Genomic DNA, 14,177 nt, shown 5'->3' on the forward strand with positions numbered 1-14,177 from the left:
GATTAAAATTCGGGACCAGCCCGTAACCGGACTGACAACTTTTTTCATGTCTTTTTGATCTTCTTCGCCCAGGACCCTGCCCCATGCCCCGCTTTTACTTCCCGCACCCCCTCGGCATTGGCTCGGCCCTGGTCCTGCCCGAGCAGATTGCCCATCACATCCAGGTGTTGCGCCTGCAACCCGGCGATACGGTGACCCTGTTCAATGGCGAAGGCGGCGAGTACACCGCCAGTCTGAGCGCCATTGAGAAGAAGCGCGCCCACGCCGAAGTGAAGACTTTTTCTCCGCGCGAAGCCGAACTGCCCTATGCGCTGACTTTGGCCCAGGCCCTGCCGGAAGGGTCGAAGATGGACTGGATCGTCGAGAAAGCCGTGGAACTGGGCGCCACCGCCCTCCAGCCGCTGGCCGCGCAGCGCTGCGTGGTGCGCCTGTCGGGCGAACGCGCCGAAAAGAAGCAGGCGCACTGGCAAGGCATCGTGCATGCTGCCGCCGAGCAATGTGGTCGCAATCGTCTGCCACAGCTGGGCGAGGTGACCGACTTCAAGCGCTGGATCGCCCAGAGCGACCTGCACCGCCGTATCCTGCTCTCCCCGCGCGGCACCGAGCCGCTGTCGGGCTGGGCGCGCCATCATCCGCCGCAGGCCGTGACGGTCATCGTCGGCCCCGAAGGCGGTTTCAGCGAGGAAGAGGAAGACCTGGCCTGCGCCCAGGGTGCGCTGATGCTGTCCATGGGCAGCCGCGTGCTGCGTACCGAGACCGCCGGGCTGGCGGCATTGGCGGCCTTGAATGCGGTGTGGGGGGAGCTTTGAAGAAAGCTTCATCCAGGTAAATTCCCGGTGGCCTGCCTGATTCCCGTGCAGCCCACCACGACGGACGTCCAAATTCGGCGCACGCCTCCCCATTTTGTCTCGCTGACAAAACTCTTCATTTACCCTCGCGCAACTTGCCTTCCAGCACTTCACCTCGCAAACCCGCGTGGTGAAGCCTTTTGCCGTTTTCCAGCCGCTTGACGGACCAGCTGGCACGCCTCCTGCTTAAAGATATTCAATCTTGTATTCAAGTTTGAATATCCACCATGACCACTACCCACGCCCTGCAGCAAGCCGCCCCCGAAGCCGCTCCGACCACCATCGCCGCCACCCTGGCGGCCTACCGGGAAGGCCGCAGCACGCCTGGCAAGGTGGTAGCCGAACTGCTGGCGCGTATCGACAGCAGCGGGCGCGATGAAGTCTGGATCAGCCGGGTGCCGTCCAAGCAACTGAAACAACAAGCCGCAGCACTGGACCTGATGTTGCAGATCAAGGGCGAAGCGGTGCTGGAGAGCATGCCGCTGTTCGGCATCCCCTTCGCCGTGAAGGACAACATCGACGTGGCCGAGATGGTCACCACCGGGGCCTGTCCCGAATTCGGCCGGCTGGCCAGCGAAAGCGCCACCGTGGTGCAACGCCTGCAAGCCGCTGGAGCACTGCTGGTGGGCAAGACCAACCTGGACCAGTTCGCCACCGGCCTGGTCGGCGTGCGCTCCCCCTACGGCGCGGTGCGCAACGCCATCAAGCCGGAATATGTCTCCGGCGGCTCCAGTTCGGGTTCAGCGGTGGCCGTGGCCCTGGGGCAGGTCATGTTTTCGCTGGGCACCGACACCGCCGGCTCGGGCCGCGTCCCCGCCGCCTTCAATCATCTGGTGGGCCTGAAACCCACCAAGGGCCTCATCAGCGCACGCGGCCTGGTGCCGGCCTGCCGCACCCTGGATTGCATCTCCATCTTCGCCCACGACGTGGCCGATGCCTGGCGCGTACTGCACAGCGCTTCCGGCTTCGATGCCGAGGATGGCTATTCGCGCCGCCCCACCATGCTGGGCGTGAAGCGCCGGGGTTATCGCATCGCCATCCCCGATCACTGCGAATTCTTTGGCGACAGCCTCGCCCAGGAAGCCTGGGAGCGCAGCCTGGCGCAGATCGCCGCCCTGCCCGGCGTGAGCCTGGCGAAAATTCCGTTCGCCCCCTTCAGTGCCGCCGCAGAACTGCTGTACCAGGGCCCCTGGGTGGCCGAGCGCCGTGCAGCCCTGGGCGACTTCTTCCAGGAGCACCGGGACGCCATCCACCCGGTGGTAGGCCAGATCACCGCCCAGGCCGACGACTACGACGCCGTAGACAGCTTCAACGCTCAATACCGCCTGGCCGACCTGCGCCGCCAGGCCGAAAACCTGCTCGAAGGCAGCGACCTGATGTTGGTGCCGACCACCACCACCTTCCCCACCATCGCCGACGTCGAGGCCGATCCGGTGGTGCGCAATGCGCAGTTGGGCCATTACACCAACTTCGTCAATTTGATGGACATGTCGGCCCTGGCCATCCCCGCCGTGTGGCGCCGTGATGGTCTGCCCGCCGGGGTCACCCTGATCGGGCCGGCCGGTGCCGATCATCTGCTGGCCGAAGCCGGCGCACGCCTGCAGCAGCAACTGGGCGGCGCGGCGCAAGCCGACGCGATTGCCGCCGCCCCGCTGCCCTTCAATGAAAGCACCATCAAGGTCTGCGTGGTGGGCGCCCACCTGGCCGGCCAACCGCTGAACTGGCAATTGCTGGAAGCCGGTGCGCGCCGCGTGGCCGTCACCCGCACCGCTGCCCACTATCGTCTTTACGCCCTGGCGGGTACCACGCCACCCAAGCCGGGCCTGGCCCGCACCGAAGGCGACGGCGCCGCCATCGCGGTGGAAGTGTGGGAAATGCCGCTGCGCCAGTTCGGCGGTTTCGTCGCCGCCATCCCGGCGCCGCTGGGCATCGGTACGGTGGAGCTGGCCGATGGCAGCAGCGTCAAGGGCTTCATCTGCGAGCCGGCCGGCATTGCCGACGCCACCGACATCACCCACCACGGCGGCTGGGTCCCCTACCTCCATTCCTTGAACTGACACCCTCACCACGGAGCTGCTCATGAAAAAGAAGTCCCCCGCCGCAATCCACGATACCACCCGCCGCGACTTCATCGCCAAAGCCGGTGCCGTCGCCGCCACCGCCGCCATCGCGGGCGCCCCGGCCATCCTGCGGGCGCAGACCGTCCCCATCCGCATCGGCTACTGGCCGGTGGCCGCCGGCCTGCCCTTCTATGCCGCAGTGGAAGCAGGTTACTTCAAGCAGGCCGGGCTGGAAGTGCAAGCGATCAAGTTCGCCGGCGCCCAGCAAGTGATGGAAGCCATGCTGGCCGGCCGCGCCGATGGCTCGGCCAATGGTACCGGTGCCGGCAACCTGGCCATCGGCGAGATCGCGCAGCCGGGTCTGTTCAAGATCTTCGCCACCAATCCCAGCAACGCCAAGTACGTGCTCGATGAATTCCTGGTGCCCAAGGACAGCACCGTCAAATCGATCGCCGAACTCAAGGGCAAGAAGGTCGCCTCCGGTCCCGGCATCCAGAACGTCACGCTGGCCAAGACCGTGCTGGAACGCGCCGGCGCCACCGGTGCCACGGTAGTGGAATTGCCCATCGGCCAGCACGTGGCCTCGCTGGCGGCCGGCCAGGTCGATGCCGCCTACACGCTGGAACCGACCGGCACCGTAGGCCGCATGAACAACACCACCCGCGTGCTGGAGGCAGGGGTCATCGCCAAGTACATCCTCGGTGATCCGATGGCGCCCTGGCATGGTGGCGCCGCCGCGCTGACCACCGAATTCATCAAGAAGAATCCGGAACTCACGCGCAAGTACATCGCCGCCTATGCCCGCGGCATCGAGCTGGTGCGCAAGCAACCGGACCAGGCGCGCGCCTACCTGAAGGGCTATACCGCCATCGAGGGTTCGCTGACCAATGAAGTCCCGCTGGCGGCCTACATGCTCTACAACGAATTCAAGCCCAGCGATATCGCCTACTTCCAGAAGTTCTACGACCTGTTCGTCGAGAAGGGCGTGTTCTCGCAACGCATCGTGGTCGACAACCTGATCTACAAGGGTTGAGCGCATCATGAACGAGACCATCGCTCCTGCCGTGACCGTGGCGCCCAAGCCTTCCGCTACCTCGACCACGGCGCCGCCGGCGACCCGGCCGCGCAAGCGGGCGGCGCTGGGCCGTCTGCTACCCCTGGTCGGTCCCGTAGCCTTGTTCGTGGTGTGGGACCTGGTGGTGCGGGCCGGCTGGATCAAGGCCATCCTGCTGCCGCCGCCGGAAGCCACTCTCATGGCCATGTTCAAGGGCCTGGCCGGGGGATCGCTGCTGCTGGATTTCACGGTGACCGTGATCCGCACGCTGGAAGCCTTTGCCATTGCCGCCGTGCTGGGCCTGCCCATGGGCGTCCTGCTGGGCAGCAACGAGCGCGCCTATCGCAGCGTGGAATTCCTGATCGACTTCTTCCGTTCCACGCCCTCCTCCGCGCTGATCCCGCTGTTCCTGCTGATCTTCGGGGTGTCCGACATCAACAAGGTCGCCATCGCCGCCTTCGGCGCCTTCCTGATCGTGCTCTTCAACAGTGCCTATGGCGTGCTCAATGCGCGCAAGCAGCGGGTGATGGCGGCCAAGGTGATGGGGGCCTCGCGCTGGCGCATCTTTTGCGACGTGCTGATCTGGGAAAGTCTGCAGGCCAGCTTCGTGGGGCTGCGCAGCGCGGTCTCGATGGCGCTGGTGATCGTGATCGTGGCAGAGATGTTCATCGGTTCCGAGAACGGCCTGGGCCACCGCATCATCGATACCCAGCAGGTATTGAACGTACGCGAGATGTACGCCGCCATCCTGTCGGCGGGCGCGCTGGGCTATGCCCTGAACGTGGTCTTCATCGTCATTGAAAAACGCATCGTGCACTGGAGCGGAAGATGAGTGTCGTGATCAGCCCCAAAATCGACCTGCCCCCGGAAACGCCCTTCGTTCCCGGGCCGCCAGGCACCCACATCACCATTCGCGGCCTGACCAAGCATTTCGCCGGCTGGCCGCTGTATGAAAACTTCGACCTGGATATCCCCAAGCACCAGATCGTTTCCATCTTCGGCCCCAATGGCTGCGGCAAGTCCACGCTCATCAACATGATCGCCGGCCTGATTCCGATTGACGCCGGACAGATTCTGTTTGACGGCAAATCGCTGGCGCAGACCAAGATCGGCTACGTGTTCCAGAACTACCGCGATGCCATGTTCCCGTGGCTGCGCACCATCGACAACATCGCCTATCCCTTGAAGCTGGAAGGCAAGTCCAAGGCCGAGATCAGGCATCGGGTCGATGAACTGGTGGCGTCCTTCGACGTGAAGTTCGACCTGATGCGCTATCCCTACGAACTCTCGGGTGGCCAGCAGCAGACCGCTTCCATCATGCGCGCCCTGGCGCCGGGGCCGGAGGTGCTGTTCCTGGATGAACCCTTCTCGGCGCTGGACTTCGAGATGACCCTCTTCATCCGTGAAAAGCTGCAACAGGTGTTCCTGCAGACCGGCACCACCATGGTGCTGGTATCGCACGACCTGGAGGAAGCGGTCTACCTGGCCGACCAGATCCTGCTGTTGACCAAGCGTCCCACGGCAGTGGCAGACATTCTGCATTACCAGGACCCACGGCCGCGCACGGTGGAAACGCTGTCGCAGCCGGGCTTCATCGCCGCCAAGAAGCTGTCCATGGAAATCTTCCAGCGCGAAGTGCGCAAGCCGGCGCGCATGCAGGCACCGGGTTCGCTGGCGCTGTCCTGAGTCGTACCGAATCAGTGATCCACCCCCACCATCCACGTTCTCATTGGAGCGCAACAACATGAAAAACCGCCGCGATTTTCTGAAACTGTCCGGAGCCGCCGCCCTGGGCGCTGCCTTCCCGCTGGAGCTGATGGCTGCCAGTCCCTTGACCGTGGGCTTCATCTATGTCGGCGCGCGCGATGACTTCGGCTACAACCAGTCGCATGCGCAGGCCGCGGCCATCATCAAGAAAATGCCCGGCATCAAGGTGGTCGAGGAAGAAAAAGTGCCCGAGACCGTGGCCGTGCAAAAGACCATGGAAGCCATGATCCAGCAGGATGGCGCCACCCTGCTCTTCGCCACCTCCTTCGGCTACTTCGATCCGCACGTGCTCAAGATCGCCGAGAAATATCCCAAGGTGCGCATCGCCCACTGTGGCGGCCTGTGGACCGCCGGCAAGCACCCCATGAACGTGGGCAGCTTCTTCGGCTACATCGAAGAGTGCGAATACCTCTCGGGCGTGGTGGCCGGCCACATGAGCAAGAGCAAGAAGCTGGCCTTCATCGCCGCCAAGCCGATTCCGCAGGTGCTGCGCAACATCAATGCCTTTACTCTGGGGGCGCAGTCGGTCGACCCGTCCATTACCTGCCACGTCATCTTCACCGGGGACTGGTCGCTGCCGGTCAAGGAAGCCGAGGCCGCCAACAGCCTCATCGACCAGGGTTGCGATGTCATCACCTGCCACGTCGATGGCCCCAAGGTGATCGTGGAGACCGCAGAAAAGCGCGGCGTCATGACCACCGGCTATCACGCCAGCCAGGCTGCGCTGGCCCCCAAGGGCTACCTGACCGGCGCCGAGTGGAACTGGGCCACGCCCTATACCGAGATCGTCAAGGCCACGCTGGAAGGCAAGCCGATGATCAACTTCCTGCGTGGCGGCCTGAAGGACAACTTCGTCAGGATGTCGCCCTACGGTGCCGCCGTGAGCGCAGCAGCGAAGAAGAAGGCCGACGAAATCAAGGCGCAGATGCTGGCCGGCAAGTTCCAGATCTTCAAGGGCCCGATCAAGGACAACAAGGGCAATACCGTGATCCCGGCCGGCACCACGCAAGTCCAGACCGACGTCGTGCTGGAGAAGATGAATTACCTGGTGGCCGGTGTGGTCGGCCAGGTCTGATCCAAGCTGCAGGATGGCCTCATGACTTCCCTCCCCGCTCCCGGCGTGGCCGCTGCCGCCAGCCCGCCCTTGCTGCGCCTGCGTTCGGCCCTGCTCAATGGTGCCGCACCGGCCTTGCCCACACTGTGCGCACTGGCCGGTACGCTGCTCTTGTTCGTGCTGTTCCTGCTGGTGCAGGGCAAGCCGGCGGGCCAGGCCTGCCTGCTGATCTTCCAGGGTGCATTCGGCACGATGTTCGCCTGGCAGAACACCTTGCAGCGCGCCGCCCCGCTGCTGTTGACGGCGCTCTGCGTGGCCTTGCCGGCGCGCGTCGGGCTCATCGTCATCGGCGGGGAAGGCGCGCTGGCGCTGGGCGGGCTGGCGGCGGCGGTGATGCCGCAGTGGCTGCCGGTCCTGCCTTCGCTGGTGATGCTGGTGGCCATGGCGCTGGCCGCGATGCTGGCCGGTGGGCTGTGGATCGCACTGTGCGGCGGGCTGCGCCAGTGGCGCGGGGTCAACGAGACCATCTCCAGCCTGCTGCTCTCCTATCTCGCCGTGGCGATCTTCAAGCATCTGGTGGAAGGCCCGCTGCGCGACCCGGCCAGTCTCAACAAACCCTCGACCCTGCCCCTGCCGGACGCTTATCTGGTAGGCTCCCTGCCCGGACTGGACGTGCACTGGGGCCTGGCCTGGGGCGCACTGGCCTGTCTGGCGGCGTGGATTTTCCTGCGCCACAGCGTGGCCGGCTTCGCCATGGGAGTGGTCGGCGGCAATATCCGCACCGCGCGGCTGGTCGGCCTGCCGGTCAATCGGCTCATACTCACCGCGTGTGCCCTGGGGGGCGCAGCGGCGGGACTGGCGGGCATGTTCGAAGTCAGCGCCGTGCAGGGCAGCGCCACCAGTGCGCTGCTGGCCGGTTACGGGTTCTCGGGCATCCTGGTGGCCTTTGCGGCGCGCCAGAATCCGCTGGCCATCATCGTCTGCGCCATCGTCATCGGCGGCGTGGAGGCCAGCGGCAGCCTGCTGCAACGGCGCCTGGACCTGCCCGACGCAACCACTCTGGTGCTGCAGGGCCTGCTGTTCTCCAACCTGCTGGCCTGGGAAGCCATCACCGGGCGTCTGTCGGCGCTCAAGCTGCGCTGGCAGCAACAGGCGCACGCCATTCCCGCCACGGAGGCCGGCCATGTATGACATCGATCTCACCACCCTGCTGCTGGCGCTGTTCGCCGGTGCGATCCGGGTCGGTACGCCCTTTCTCTTCGTCAGCCTGGGCGAGTGCCTGACCGAAAAAGGCGGGCGCGTGAACCTGGGGCTGGAAGGCATCCTGGTCTGCGGCGCCATGACCGGTTACGCCGCCTCCTTCTACAGCGGCTCGGCCTGGCTGGGCGTGCTGGCGGCCGGCTGCGCGGGGCTGTTGCTGGGCATGCTGCATGGCGTGGTATGTTCGCTGCCGCGCGTCAACGACATCGCCTTCGGCATCGCGCTGATGCTGCTGGGTACCGGCCTGGCCTTCTTCCTCGGCAAGCCCTTCATCCAGCCGCAGGCGCCGATGCTGCCGGCCATCGATCTCGGTGCCTGGAGCAGCAATGCGCGCCTGCATCACGCCTTGCAAATCAATGCGCTGTTCTTCGTCGGCGTGCTCCTGGCCCTGGTGCTGCAATGGGGCCTGTCGGCCACGCGCTGGGGACTGGCCTTGCGGCTGGTGGGCGATCATGCCGAGACCGCCCGCGCCCTCGGTTACCGGCTCACCGCTACGCGCATTGCCGCGACCGCAGCAGGCGGCTTCCTGGCCGCCGTCGGCGGCGCCTACCTGTCGCTCTACTACCCCGGCAGCTGGAACGAGGGACTCTCCAGCGGCCAGGGCTTGATGGCCGTGGCCCTGGTGATCTTCGCGCGCTGGCAACCGTGGCGCTGCCTGCTGGCCGCACTGCTGTTCGGCGCCGCCGGTGCACTGGGACCGGCCTTGCAGGCGGTGGGCGTGACCTCCGGCTATTACCTCTTCAACGCGGCCCCCTATGCGCTCACGCTCTTGATCATGATCATCACCTGCCGTCCCGACCGCACGCTGTCGAGCGCGCCGGGCGAGTTGAGCCTGACCCGATAAATCCACGATCCCCAAGGAGAAACCATGTCCGAACGCTACATCCAGGCCGAACCCTATCCCTGGCCCTACGACGGCGCCCTGAGCCCGGCCAATACCGCGCTCATCGTCATCGACATGCAGACCGACTTCTGCGGCATCGGCGGTTACGTGGACAAGATGGGCTACGACCTCTCGCTCACGCGCGCCCCCATCGAACCGATCAAGAAAGTGCTGGCTGCCATGCGCGCCGGGGGCTACACCATCATCCACACCCGCGAAGGCCATCGGCCCGACCTCTCCGACCTGCCCGCCAACAAGCGCTGGCGCTCGCGCCAGATCGGCACCAATGGCGTGGGCATCGGTGACGCCGGTCCGTGTGGCCGCATCCTGGTGCGCGGCGAACCGGGCTGGGAAATCATTGCGGAACTGGCGCCCATCGAGGGCGAGATCATCATCGACAAACCCGGCAAGGGTTCCTTCTGCGCGACCGACCTGGAGATGATTTTGCACACGCGCGGCATCCGCAACATCGTGCTGACCGGCATCACCACCGATGTCTGTGTCCACACCACCATGCGCGAGGCCAATGACCGTGGCTTCGAGTGCGTGATGCTGGCGGACTGCTGCGGCGCGACCGACTACAACAACCATCTGGCGGCGCTGTCCATGATCAAGATGCAGGGTGGCGTGTTCGGCGCGGTCTCCGATTCGTCCGCACTGATCGATGTGATCGGGGCCTGACATGCACGCCCTGGAGCTGGAGATCATCAATGCGGGCAAATCCTTCGGCAGCTTTCGCGCGCTCGACGAGGTATCGCTGAAGATCCGCGCCGGCACCATCCATGCGCTGCTGGGCGAGAACGGTGCGGGCAAGAGCACGCTGGTCAAGGGACTGGTCGGCTATAGCCCGCTGGACCAGGGCAGCATCGTGGCCGATCGCCGCGAGGTGGAGATCCACAGTGCACGCGTGCCCAACCAGCTCGGCATTGGCATGGTCTACCAGCACTTCACGCTGGCGCCCAGTTTGACGGTGGCCGAGAACCTGCTGCTGGCGCGCGGCGACCTGCCCTGGCGCATCCGCTGGGGCAGCGAGCGCGCGGCGCTGGAAGAATTCATGGCGCGCATGCCCTTCAAGCTGGCCCCGGAACGGGTGGTCAGCAGCCTCTCCGCCGGCGAAAAGCAGAAGCTGGAAATCTTGAAGCAACTCTATCTGCGCCGCCGCTTCCTGATCCTGGACGAGCCGACCTCGGTGCTCACCCCGCAGGAAGCCGACGAGGTGCTGGGACTCATGCACGCCCTGACGCGCCAGCAGGAACTGACGGTGCTGATGATTACCCACAAGTTCCACGAAGTGAGCGCCTATGCCGACGACGTCACCGTGTTGCGCAAGGGCCGCCTGGTCGGCAGCGCCCAGGTTGCGCAGACCACGCCGGATGCACTGGCGCACTGGATGATGGGTCATGCCCGCGCCGAGCAGGCTACGGTGGCGCGGGAGAAAGTGCCAGCGGACGCGGGCGTCGGGCTCGATGTGAAGAATCTGACGGTCAACAACGATCGCGGCGTGGCTGCCGTGCGGGCGCTGTCGCTGCAAGTGAAGCGTGGGGAAATTGTTGGCCTGGCCGGCATCTCCGGCAACGGCCAGAAGGAACTGGTGGAAGCCCTGCTGGGCCAGCGGCCTCACCTGCTGGGCGAGATCCATGTGGACGGTGCGCCCTATCGCGCCACCCGTGAGCAGATGCGGCGCCTGCGTGTCTTCGCGCTGCCGGAAGAACCGCTGCGCAATGCCTGCATCGCCGGCATGAGCGTGGCCGAGAACATGGCGCTGCGTCACTTCGACGTGGCTCCCTACAAACGCGGCGGCTGGCGGGTCGACCGCAGCGCCATGCAGCGTCGGGCGCAAGCGCTGATCGCCGCCTTCAACGTCAAGCCGCCTCTGCCTGAACGGCCCATCGGCACGCTCTCCGGCGGCAACGTCCAGCGCGCCGTGCTGGCACGCGAACTGGGCGAGGAAAGCCAGGACGGTGCGGCCAACGTACTCATCGTCGCCAATCCGGTCTTCGGGCTGGATTTCGCCTCGGTGGCCGACATCCACGCGCGATTGCTGCAGGCCCGCGCCCGCGGCGCAGCGGTGCTGCTGGTGAGCGAAGACCTGGATGAACTGCTGGAACTGTCCGACCGCATCCTGGTGATGACCGAGGGTCGCATCGTCCACGTGGCACAGGACGTGGCCATCCAAGGCGCGGACCGCGCCGCCCTGGGCCGCTCGATGGCGGGCCAGGCCGAACAACCTGCTCACGCCGAGGCCGCATGATCCGTATCGACGCTTTCCCCTATCCCTATCAGTTCCACCCGCGCAGCACGGCGCTGGTGGTCATCGACATGCAGCGCGACTTCGTGGAAGAAGGCGGGTTCGGCAGTGCGCTGGGCAATGACGTACGACCGCTGGGCGCCATTGTGCCGACCGTGGCCGCGCTGCTCGCGCTGGCGCGCCAGACGCAGATGCTGGTGGTGCACACGCGTGAATCGCACCTGCCCGATCTCTCTGACTGTCCGCGCGCCAAGCGCCTGCGCGGCAATCCCACGCTGGGCATCGGTGATGTGGGGCCGATGGGGCGCATCCTGGTGCGCGGTGAACCGGGCAACCAGATCCTGCCGCAGCTGGCCCCCATGGCCGGCGAGATCGTCATCGACAAACCCGGCAAGGGCGCCTTCTACGCCACCGACCTGCACACGCAGTTGCAGGAACGCGGCATCACCCATCTGCTGGTGGCCGGTGTGACCACCGAAGTCTGCGTGCAGACCTCCATGCGCGAAGCCAATGACCGCGGCTATGAATGCCTGGTGGTGGAAGATGCCTGCGCCAGCTATTTCCCCGAATTCCATCGCGCCACGCTGGAGATGCTGACCGCCCAGGGCGGCATCGTCGGCTGGCGCGCCCCGCTGGCGCAACTGCAAGGCGCCGTGGCTGCCTACGCCGGAGAAAATCCATGATGCAAGTGAACCTGCCCCACGTCGTGGCCGAGGTCGAGCAAGCCTTTGCCGATTACGAATACGCTTTGCTCATCAACGACATCCCGGCGCTGGACCGCTGGTTCTGGTATGACCCGCAGACCGTGCGCTACGGCGTGGGCGAAGTGCTGCTGGGCGGCGAGGCGATCCGCCAGTACCGCAAGACCTGCACCCCGGTGCCGGCCTCGCGCAAACTGCATCGCACCGTTGTCACCACGTTCGGCAGCGACTATGCTACGGTCTCCACCGAATTCACCGACCATACATCGGACCGCATCGGTCGCCAGATGCAGACCTGGGTGCGCATGGAGGAAGGCTGGCGCATCGTTGCCGCCCATGTCAGCCTGATGGCATGAATCCCCTGCCCCATCGAACCGGAATGCACGCACCATGACCGCCACCGTCGCCAACCCGCTCGCCGAACAGGTCTATCACCGGATCAAGGACGACATCTTCAGCTTCCGCCTGCTGCCGGGCGACAATTTCACCGAGACCGAGATGGCCCAGCGTCAGGGCGTCTCGCGCACGCCCTTGCGCGATGCGCTGTTCCGGCTGCAGCGCGAAGGCTATCTGGAAGTGGGCTTCCGGCGCGGCTGGAAGGTCTGCCCGATCGACTTCGACCGGCTCGACAATCTCTACGATCTGCGCATCGTGCTGGAAATGGCCGCACTGGACAAACTCTGCAGCCAGCAAGATCCGAGCGCCGAACTGGAGCAGTTGAACGCCATCTGGCTGGCCGAACCGCAAGCGCGCCACACCGATGCCGTCAAGGTGGCCGAACTGGACGAGGCCTTCCACACCAACCTGGTGGCCGCGGCCGGCAATGTGGAAATGACGCGGGTGCATACCGAAGTCACCGAAAAGATCCGCATCGTGCGGCGCCTGGATTTCCTCAAGAAAAAGCGCATCGAAGCCACCTACGAGGAACACGGCAAGATCCTGCAACTGATCGCCAAGCGCCGCGCCACCGAAGCGCAGATCCTGCTGCGCGCCCACATCACGCAGAGCAAGCTGGAGGTCAGAAAGATCACCATCTGGATGCTGGCCGAGGCACGCCAGCTCCAGGAGCCGGAAGCGGCGCTGGCCCGCTGACAGCGCCTGGAACAATCCTTCACATGAAAGATTGCCAACTTTTCCCGCCGGAAAGATGAAAAACTGCGCTCGATCGCGGCCTCTGCCCGCTTGATCGGCGCCGAGCCGCCACCAAATCAAGGAAAGCCGCCGAAACCATTTATAATGGAAGGCTTTTGTAACAGCGCATCTTTCCAGCGGCTCAATGAAGGTATTTCGCGGACTTCCCACAGCCGAATCGCGCGCCCCGTGCGCGCTGACCATCGGCAATTTCGACGGCGTGCATCTGGGCCACCAGGCCCTCTTGGCGCGCGTGCGCGAGGCCGCCGCCAAGCTGGGGCTGGACGCGGCGGTGATGACCTTCGAACCGCATCCACGCGAATTCTTCGCCCAGCTGGCCGGCACCCCCGAACGCGCTCCGGCGCGCATCGCCAACCTGCGTGACAAGCTCGAAGCCCTGGCCAACTCCGGCATCGACCGGGTGGTGGTGGAGCATTTCGGCAGCCATTTCGCGGCCCTCTCCCCGCAGGATTTCATCGAGAAGATCCTGGTCCAGGGCCTGCACGTGCGCTGGCTGATGGTCGGTGACGACTTCTGCTTCGGCGCCCGCCGCGCCGGCACGCTCGACACCCTGATCGCGGCCGGCAAGCAGTATGGCTTCGAGGTCCATGCCCTGCCCACGGTGACCAATGCCGGTGTACGCATCTCCTCTTCGGCCGTGCGCGCGGCGCTGGCCGAGGGCGATTTCACCCTGTCGCAGCAGTTGCTGGGCCATCCCTACGCCATCAGCGGCCGGGTCGTGCACGGCAAGAAGCTGGGCCGCACCATCGGTTTCCCGACGCTGAACATGCGCGTGGGCCACAAGCGTCCGGCGCTCTCGGGCATCTTCGTGGTGCAGGTGCATGGACTGGCCGAGCAGCCGCTGCCGGCGGTGGCCAGCCTGGGCGTGCGTCCGACCGTGGACGACAGTGGCCGGGTGCTGCTGGAAACCCACTTGCTGGATTTCCAGGGCGATTGCTACGGCAAGCTGGTGCGGGTGGAGTTCCTCGAGAAGCTGCGCAACGAGGAAAAGTACGTCGACCTGCCCACGCTGACCACGGCCATCGCCCGTGACGTGGACAATGCCCGCGCCTGGTTCCGTGAACATGCCGGCTTGGCCGTCTCGGCCACCGACCGAATTTGATCGCTGGGCGGTTGCCGGAGCCCCGCTTCGGCCACCGTCCAGCCGCCC

Annotated in this window: 14 protein-coding genes; all 14 read left to right on the forward strand. The window is 65.5% G+C overall.

The genetic code is table 11. The features are described from left to right. Nucleotides 1-83 precede the first annotated feature (83 nt). The 14 genes from HWE01_RS02740 to HWE01_RS02805 all read left to right on the forward strand — a co-directional run bounded on the left by HWE01_RS02740 (nucleotide 84) and on the right by HWE01_RS02805 (nucleotide 14,129). Complete coding sequence (locus tag HWE01_RS02740; protein WP_008326917.1) at nucleotides 84-809, forward strand: 16S rRNA (uracil(1498)-N(3))-methyltransferase; 726 nt, start codon at nucleotides 84-86, stop codon at nucleotides 807-809. Nucleotides 810-1,075: 266 nt separating this feature from the next. Continuing rightward, nucleotides 1,076-2,905 carry an allophanate hydrolase gene (gene atzF / locus HWE01_RS02745; RefSeq protein ID WP_241821037.1) on the forward strand — a complete coding sequence of 610 codons (1,830 nt, stop codon included), beginning with the start codon at nucleotides 1,076-1,078 and terminating at the stop codon, nucleotides 2,903-2,905. Between the two features lie 22 nt (nucleotides 2,906-2,927). Then, on the forward strand, nucleotides 2,928-3,941 hold the full coding sequence (locus tag HWE01_RS02750; protein ID WP_241821038.1) for an ABC transporter substrate-binding protein: 1,014 nt from the start codon (nucleotides 2,928-2,930) through the stop codon (nucleotides 3,939-3,941). Nucleotides 3,942-3,948: 7 nt separating this feature from the next. Then, nucleotides 3,949-4,794 carry an ABC transporter permease gene (locus HWE01_RS02755; RefSeq protein ID WP_241821039.1) on the forward strand — a complete coding sequence of 282 codons (846 nt, stop codon included), beginning with the start codon at nucleotides 3,949-3,951 and terminating at the stop codon, nucleotides 4,792-4,794. Continuing rightward, entirely contained in the window at nucleotides 4,791-5,648 is an 858-nt protein-coding gene (locus tag HWE01_RS02760) for an ABC transporter ATP-binding protein (RefSeq protein ID WP_034350020.1), read from the forward strand. Before HWE01_RS02755 ends, HWE01_RS02760 begins: the two co-directional genes overlap by 4 nt. Before the next feature lie 58 nt (nucleotides 5,649-5,706). Beyond that, nucleotides 5,707-6,804 (forward strand): BMP family ABC transporter substrate-binding protein, encoded by a 1,098-nt coding sequence (locus HWE01_RS02765; protein ID WP_034350017.1) that lies wholly within the window; start codon nucleotides 5,707-5,709, stop codon nucleotides 6,802-6,804. Nucleotides 6,805-6,825: 21 nt separating this feature from the next. Next, a complete protein-coding gene (locus HWE01_RS02770; RefSeq protein ID WP_175343119.1) occupies nucleotides 6,826-7,974 on the forward strand; it encodes an ABC transporter permease in 1,149 nt (382 codons plus the stop codon). After that, nucleotides 7,967-8,887, forward strand: a complete 921-nt coding sequence (locus tag HWE01_RS02775; protein ID WP_008326900.1) for an ABC transporter permease — start codon at nucleotides 7,967-7,969, stop codon at nucleotides 8,885-8,887. The genes HWE01_RS02770 and HWE01_RS02775 overlap by 8 nt, the downstream gene beginning before the upstream one ends. Nucleotides 8,888-8,911: 24 nt before the next feature. Beyond that, nucleotides 8,912-9,607, forward strand: a complete 696-nt coding sequence (biuH, locus tag HWE01_RS02780; RefSeq protein WP_241821040.1) for a biuret amidohydrolase — start codon at nucleotides 8,912-8,914, stop codon at nucleotides 9,605-9,607. A gap of 1 nt (nucleotide 9,608) precedes the next feature. Continuing rightward, a complete protein-coding gene (locus tag HWE01_RS02785) occupies nucleotides 9,609-11,177 on the forward strand; it encodes an ABC transporter ATP-binding protein (protein WP_008326896.1) in 1,569 nt (522 codons plus the stop codon). Next, a complete protein-coding gene (locus HWE01_RS02790; RefSeq protein WP_008326894.1) occupies nucleotides 11,174-11,857 on the forward strand; it encodes a cysteine hydrolase family protein in 684 nt (227 codons plus the stop codon). Before HWE01_RS02785 ends, HWE01_RS02790 begins: the two co-directional genes overlap by 4 nt. After that, nucleotides 11,854-12,231: an oxalurate catabolism protein HpxZ gene (gene hpxZ / locus HWE01_RS02795; RefSeq protein WP_008326892.1), complete on the forward strand. Its 378-nt coding sequence runs from the start codon at nucleotides 11,854-11,856 to the stop codon at nucleotides 12,229-12,231. The genes HWE01_RS02790 and hpxZ overlap by 4 nt, the downstream gene beginning before the upstream one ends. Before the next feature lie 34 nt (nucleotides 12,232-12,265). Then, the gene (locus HWE01_RS02800) at nucleotides 12,266-12,967 is read left to right on the forward strand and encodes a GntR family transcriptional regulator (protein WP_008326886.1); all 702 of its coding nucleotides are present in this window, start codon (nucleotides 12,266-12,268) and stop codon (nucleotides 12,965-12,967) included. Nucleotides 12,968-13,151: 184 nt separating this feature from the next. After that, entirely contained in the window at nucleotides 13,152-14,129 is a 978-nt protein-coding gene (locus tag HWE01_RS02805; protein WP_241821041.1) for a bifunctional riboflavin kinase/FAD synthetase, read from the forward strand. Nucleotides 14,130-14,177: the final 48 nt, after the last annotated feature.

Source organism: Herbaspirillum sp. C7C8 (assembly GCF_022627875.1).
GTDB lineage: Bacteria > Pseudomonadota > Gammaproteobacteria > Burkholderiales > Burkholderiaceae_D > Herbaspirillum.

Bases quoted from the DNA above. Each gene is read 5' to 3' on its own strand.
- HWE01_RS02760 (WP_034350020.1), top strand. From the start codon at position 4,791: ATGAGTGTCGTGATCAGCCCCAAAATCGACCTGCCCCCGGAAACGCCC.
- HWE01_RS02790 (WP_008326894.1), top strand. From the start codon at position 11,174: ATGATCCGTATCGACGCTTTCCCCTATCCCTATCAGTTCCACCCGCGC.
- atzF (WP_241821037.1), top strand. From the start codon at position 1,076: ATGACCACTACCCACGCCCTGCAGCAAGCCGCCCCCGAAGCCGCTCCG.
- HWE01_RS02800 (WP_008326886.1), top strand. From the start codon at position 12,266: ATGACCGCCACCGTCGCCAACCCGCTCGCCGAACAGGTCTATCACCGG.
- HWE01_RS02750 (WP_241821038.1), top strand. From the start codon at position 2,928: ATGAAAAAGAAGTCCCCCGCCGCAATCCACGATACCACCCGCCGCGAC.
- biuH (WP_241821040.1), top strand. From the start codon at position 8,912: ATGTCCGAACGCTACATCCAGGCCGAACCCTATCCCTGGCCCTACGAC.
- HWE01_RS02755 (WP_241821039.1), top strand. From the start codon at position 3,949: ATGAACGAGACCATCGCTCCTGCCGTGACCGTGGCGCCCAAGCCTTCC.
- HWE01_RS02805 (WP_241821041.1), top strand. From the start codon at position 13,152: ATGAAGGTATTTCGCGGACTTCCCACAGCCGAATCGCGCGCCCCGTGC.
- HWE01_RS02785 (WP_008326896.1), top strand. From the start codon at position 9,609: ATGCACGCCCTGGAGCTGGAGATCATCAATGCGGGCAAATCCTTCGGC.
- HWE01_RS02740 (WP_008326917.1), top strand. From the start codon at position 84: ATGCCCCGCTTTTACTTCCCGCACCCCCTCGGCATTGGCTCGGCCCTG.
- HWE01_RS02770 (WP_175343119.1), top strand. From the start codon at position 6,826: ATGACTTCCCTCCCCGCTCCCGGCGTGGCCGCTGCCGCCAGCCCGCCC.
- HWE01_RS02775 (WP_008326900.1), top strand. From the start codon at position 7,967: ATGTATGACATCGATCTCACCACCCTGCTGCTGGCGCTGTTCGCCGGT.
- hpxZ (WP_008326892.1), top strand. From the start codon at position 11,854: ATGATGCAAGTGAACCTGCCCCACGTCGTGGCCGAGGTCGAGCAAGCC.
- HWE01_RS02765 (WP_034350017.1), top strand. From the start codon at position 5,707: ATGAAAAACCGCCGCGATTTTCTGAAACTGTCCGGAGCCGCCGCCCTG.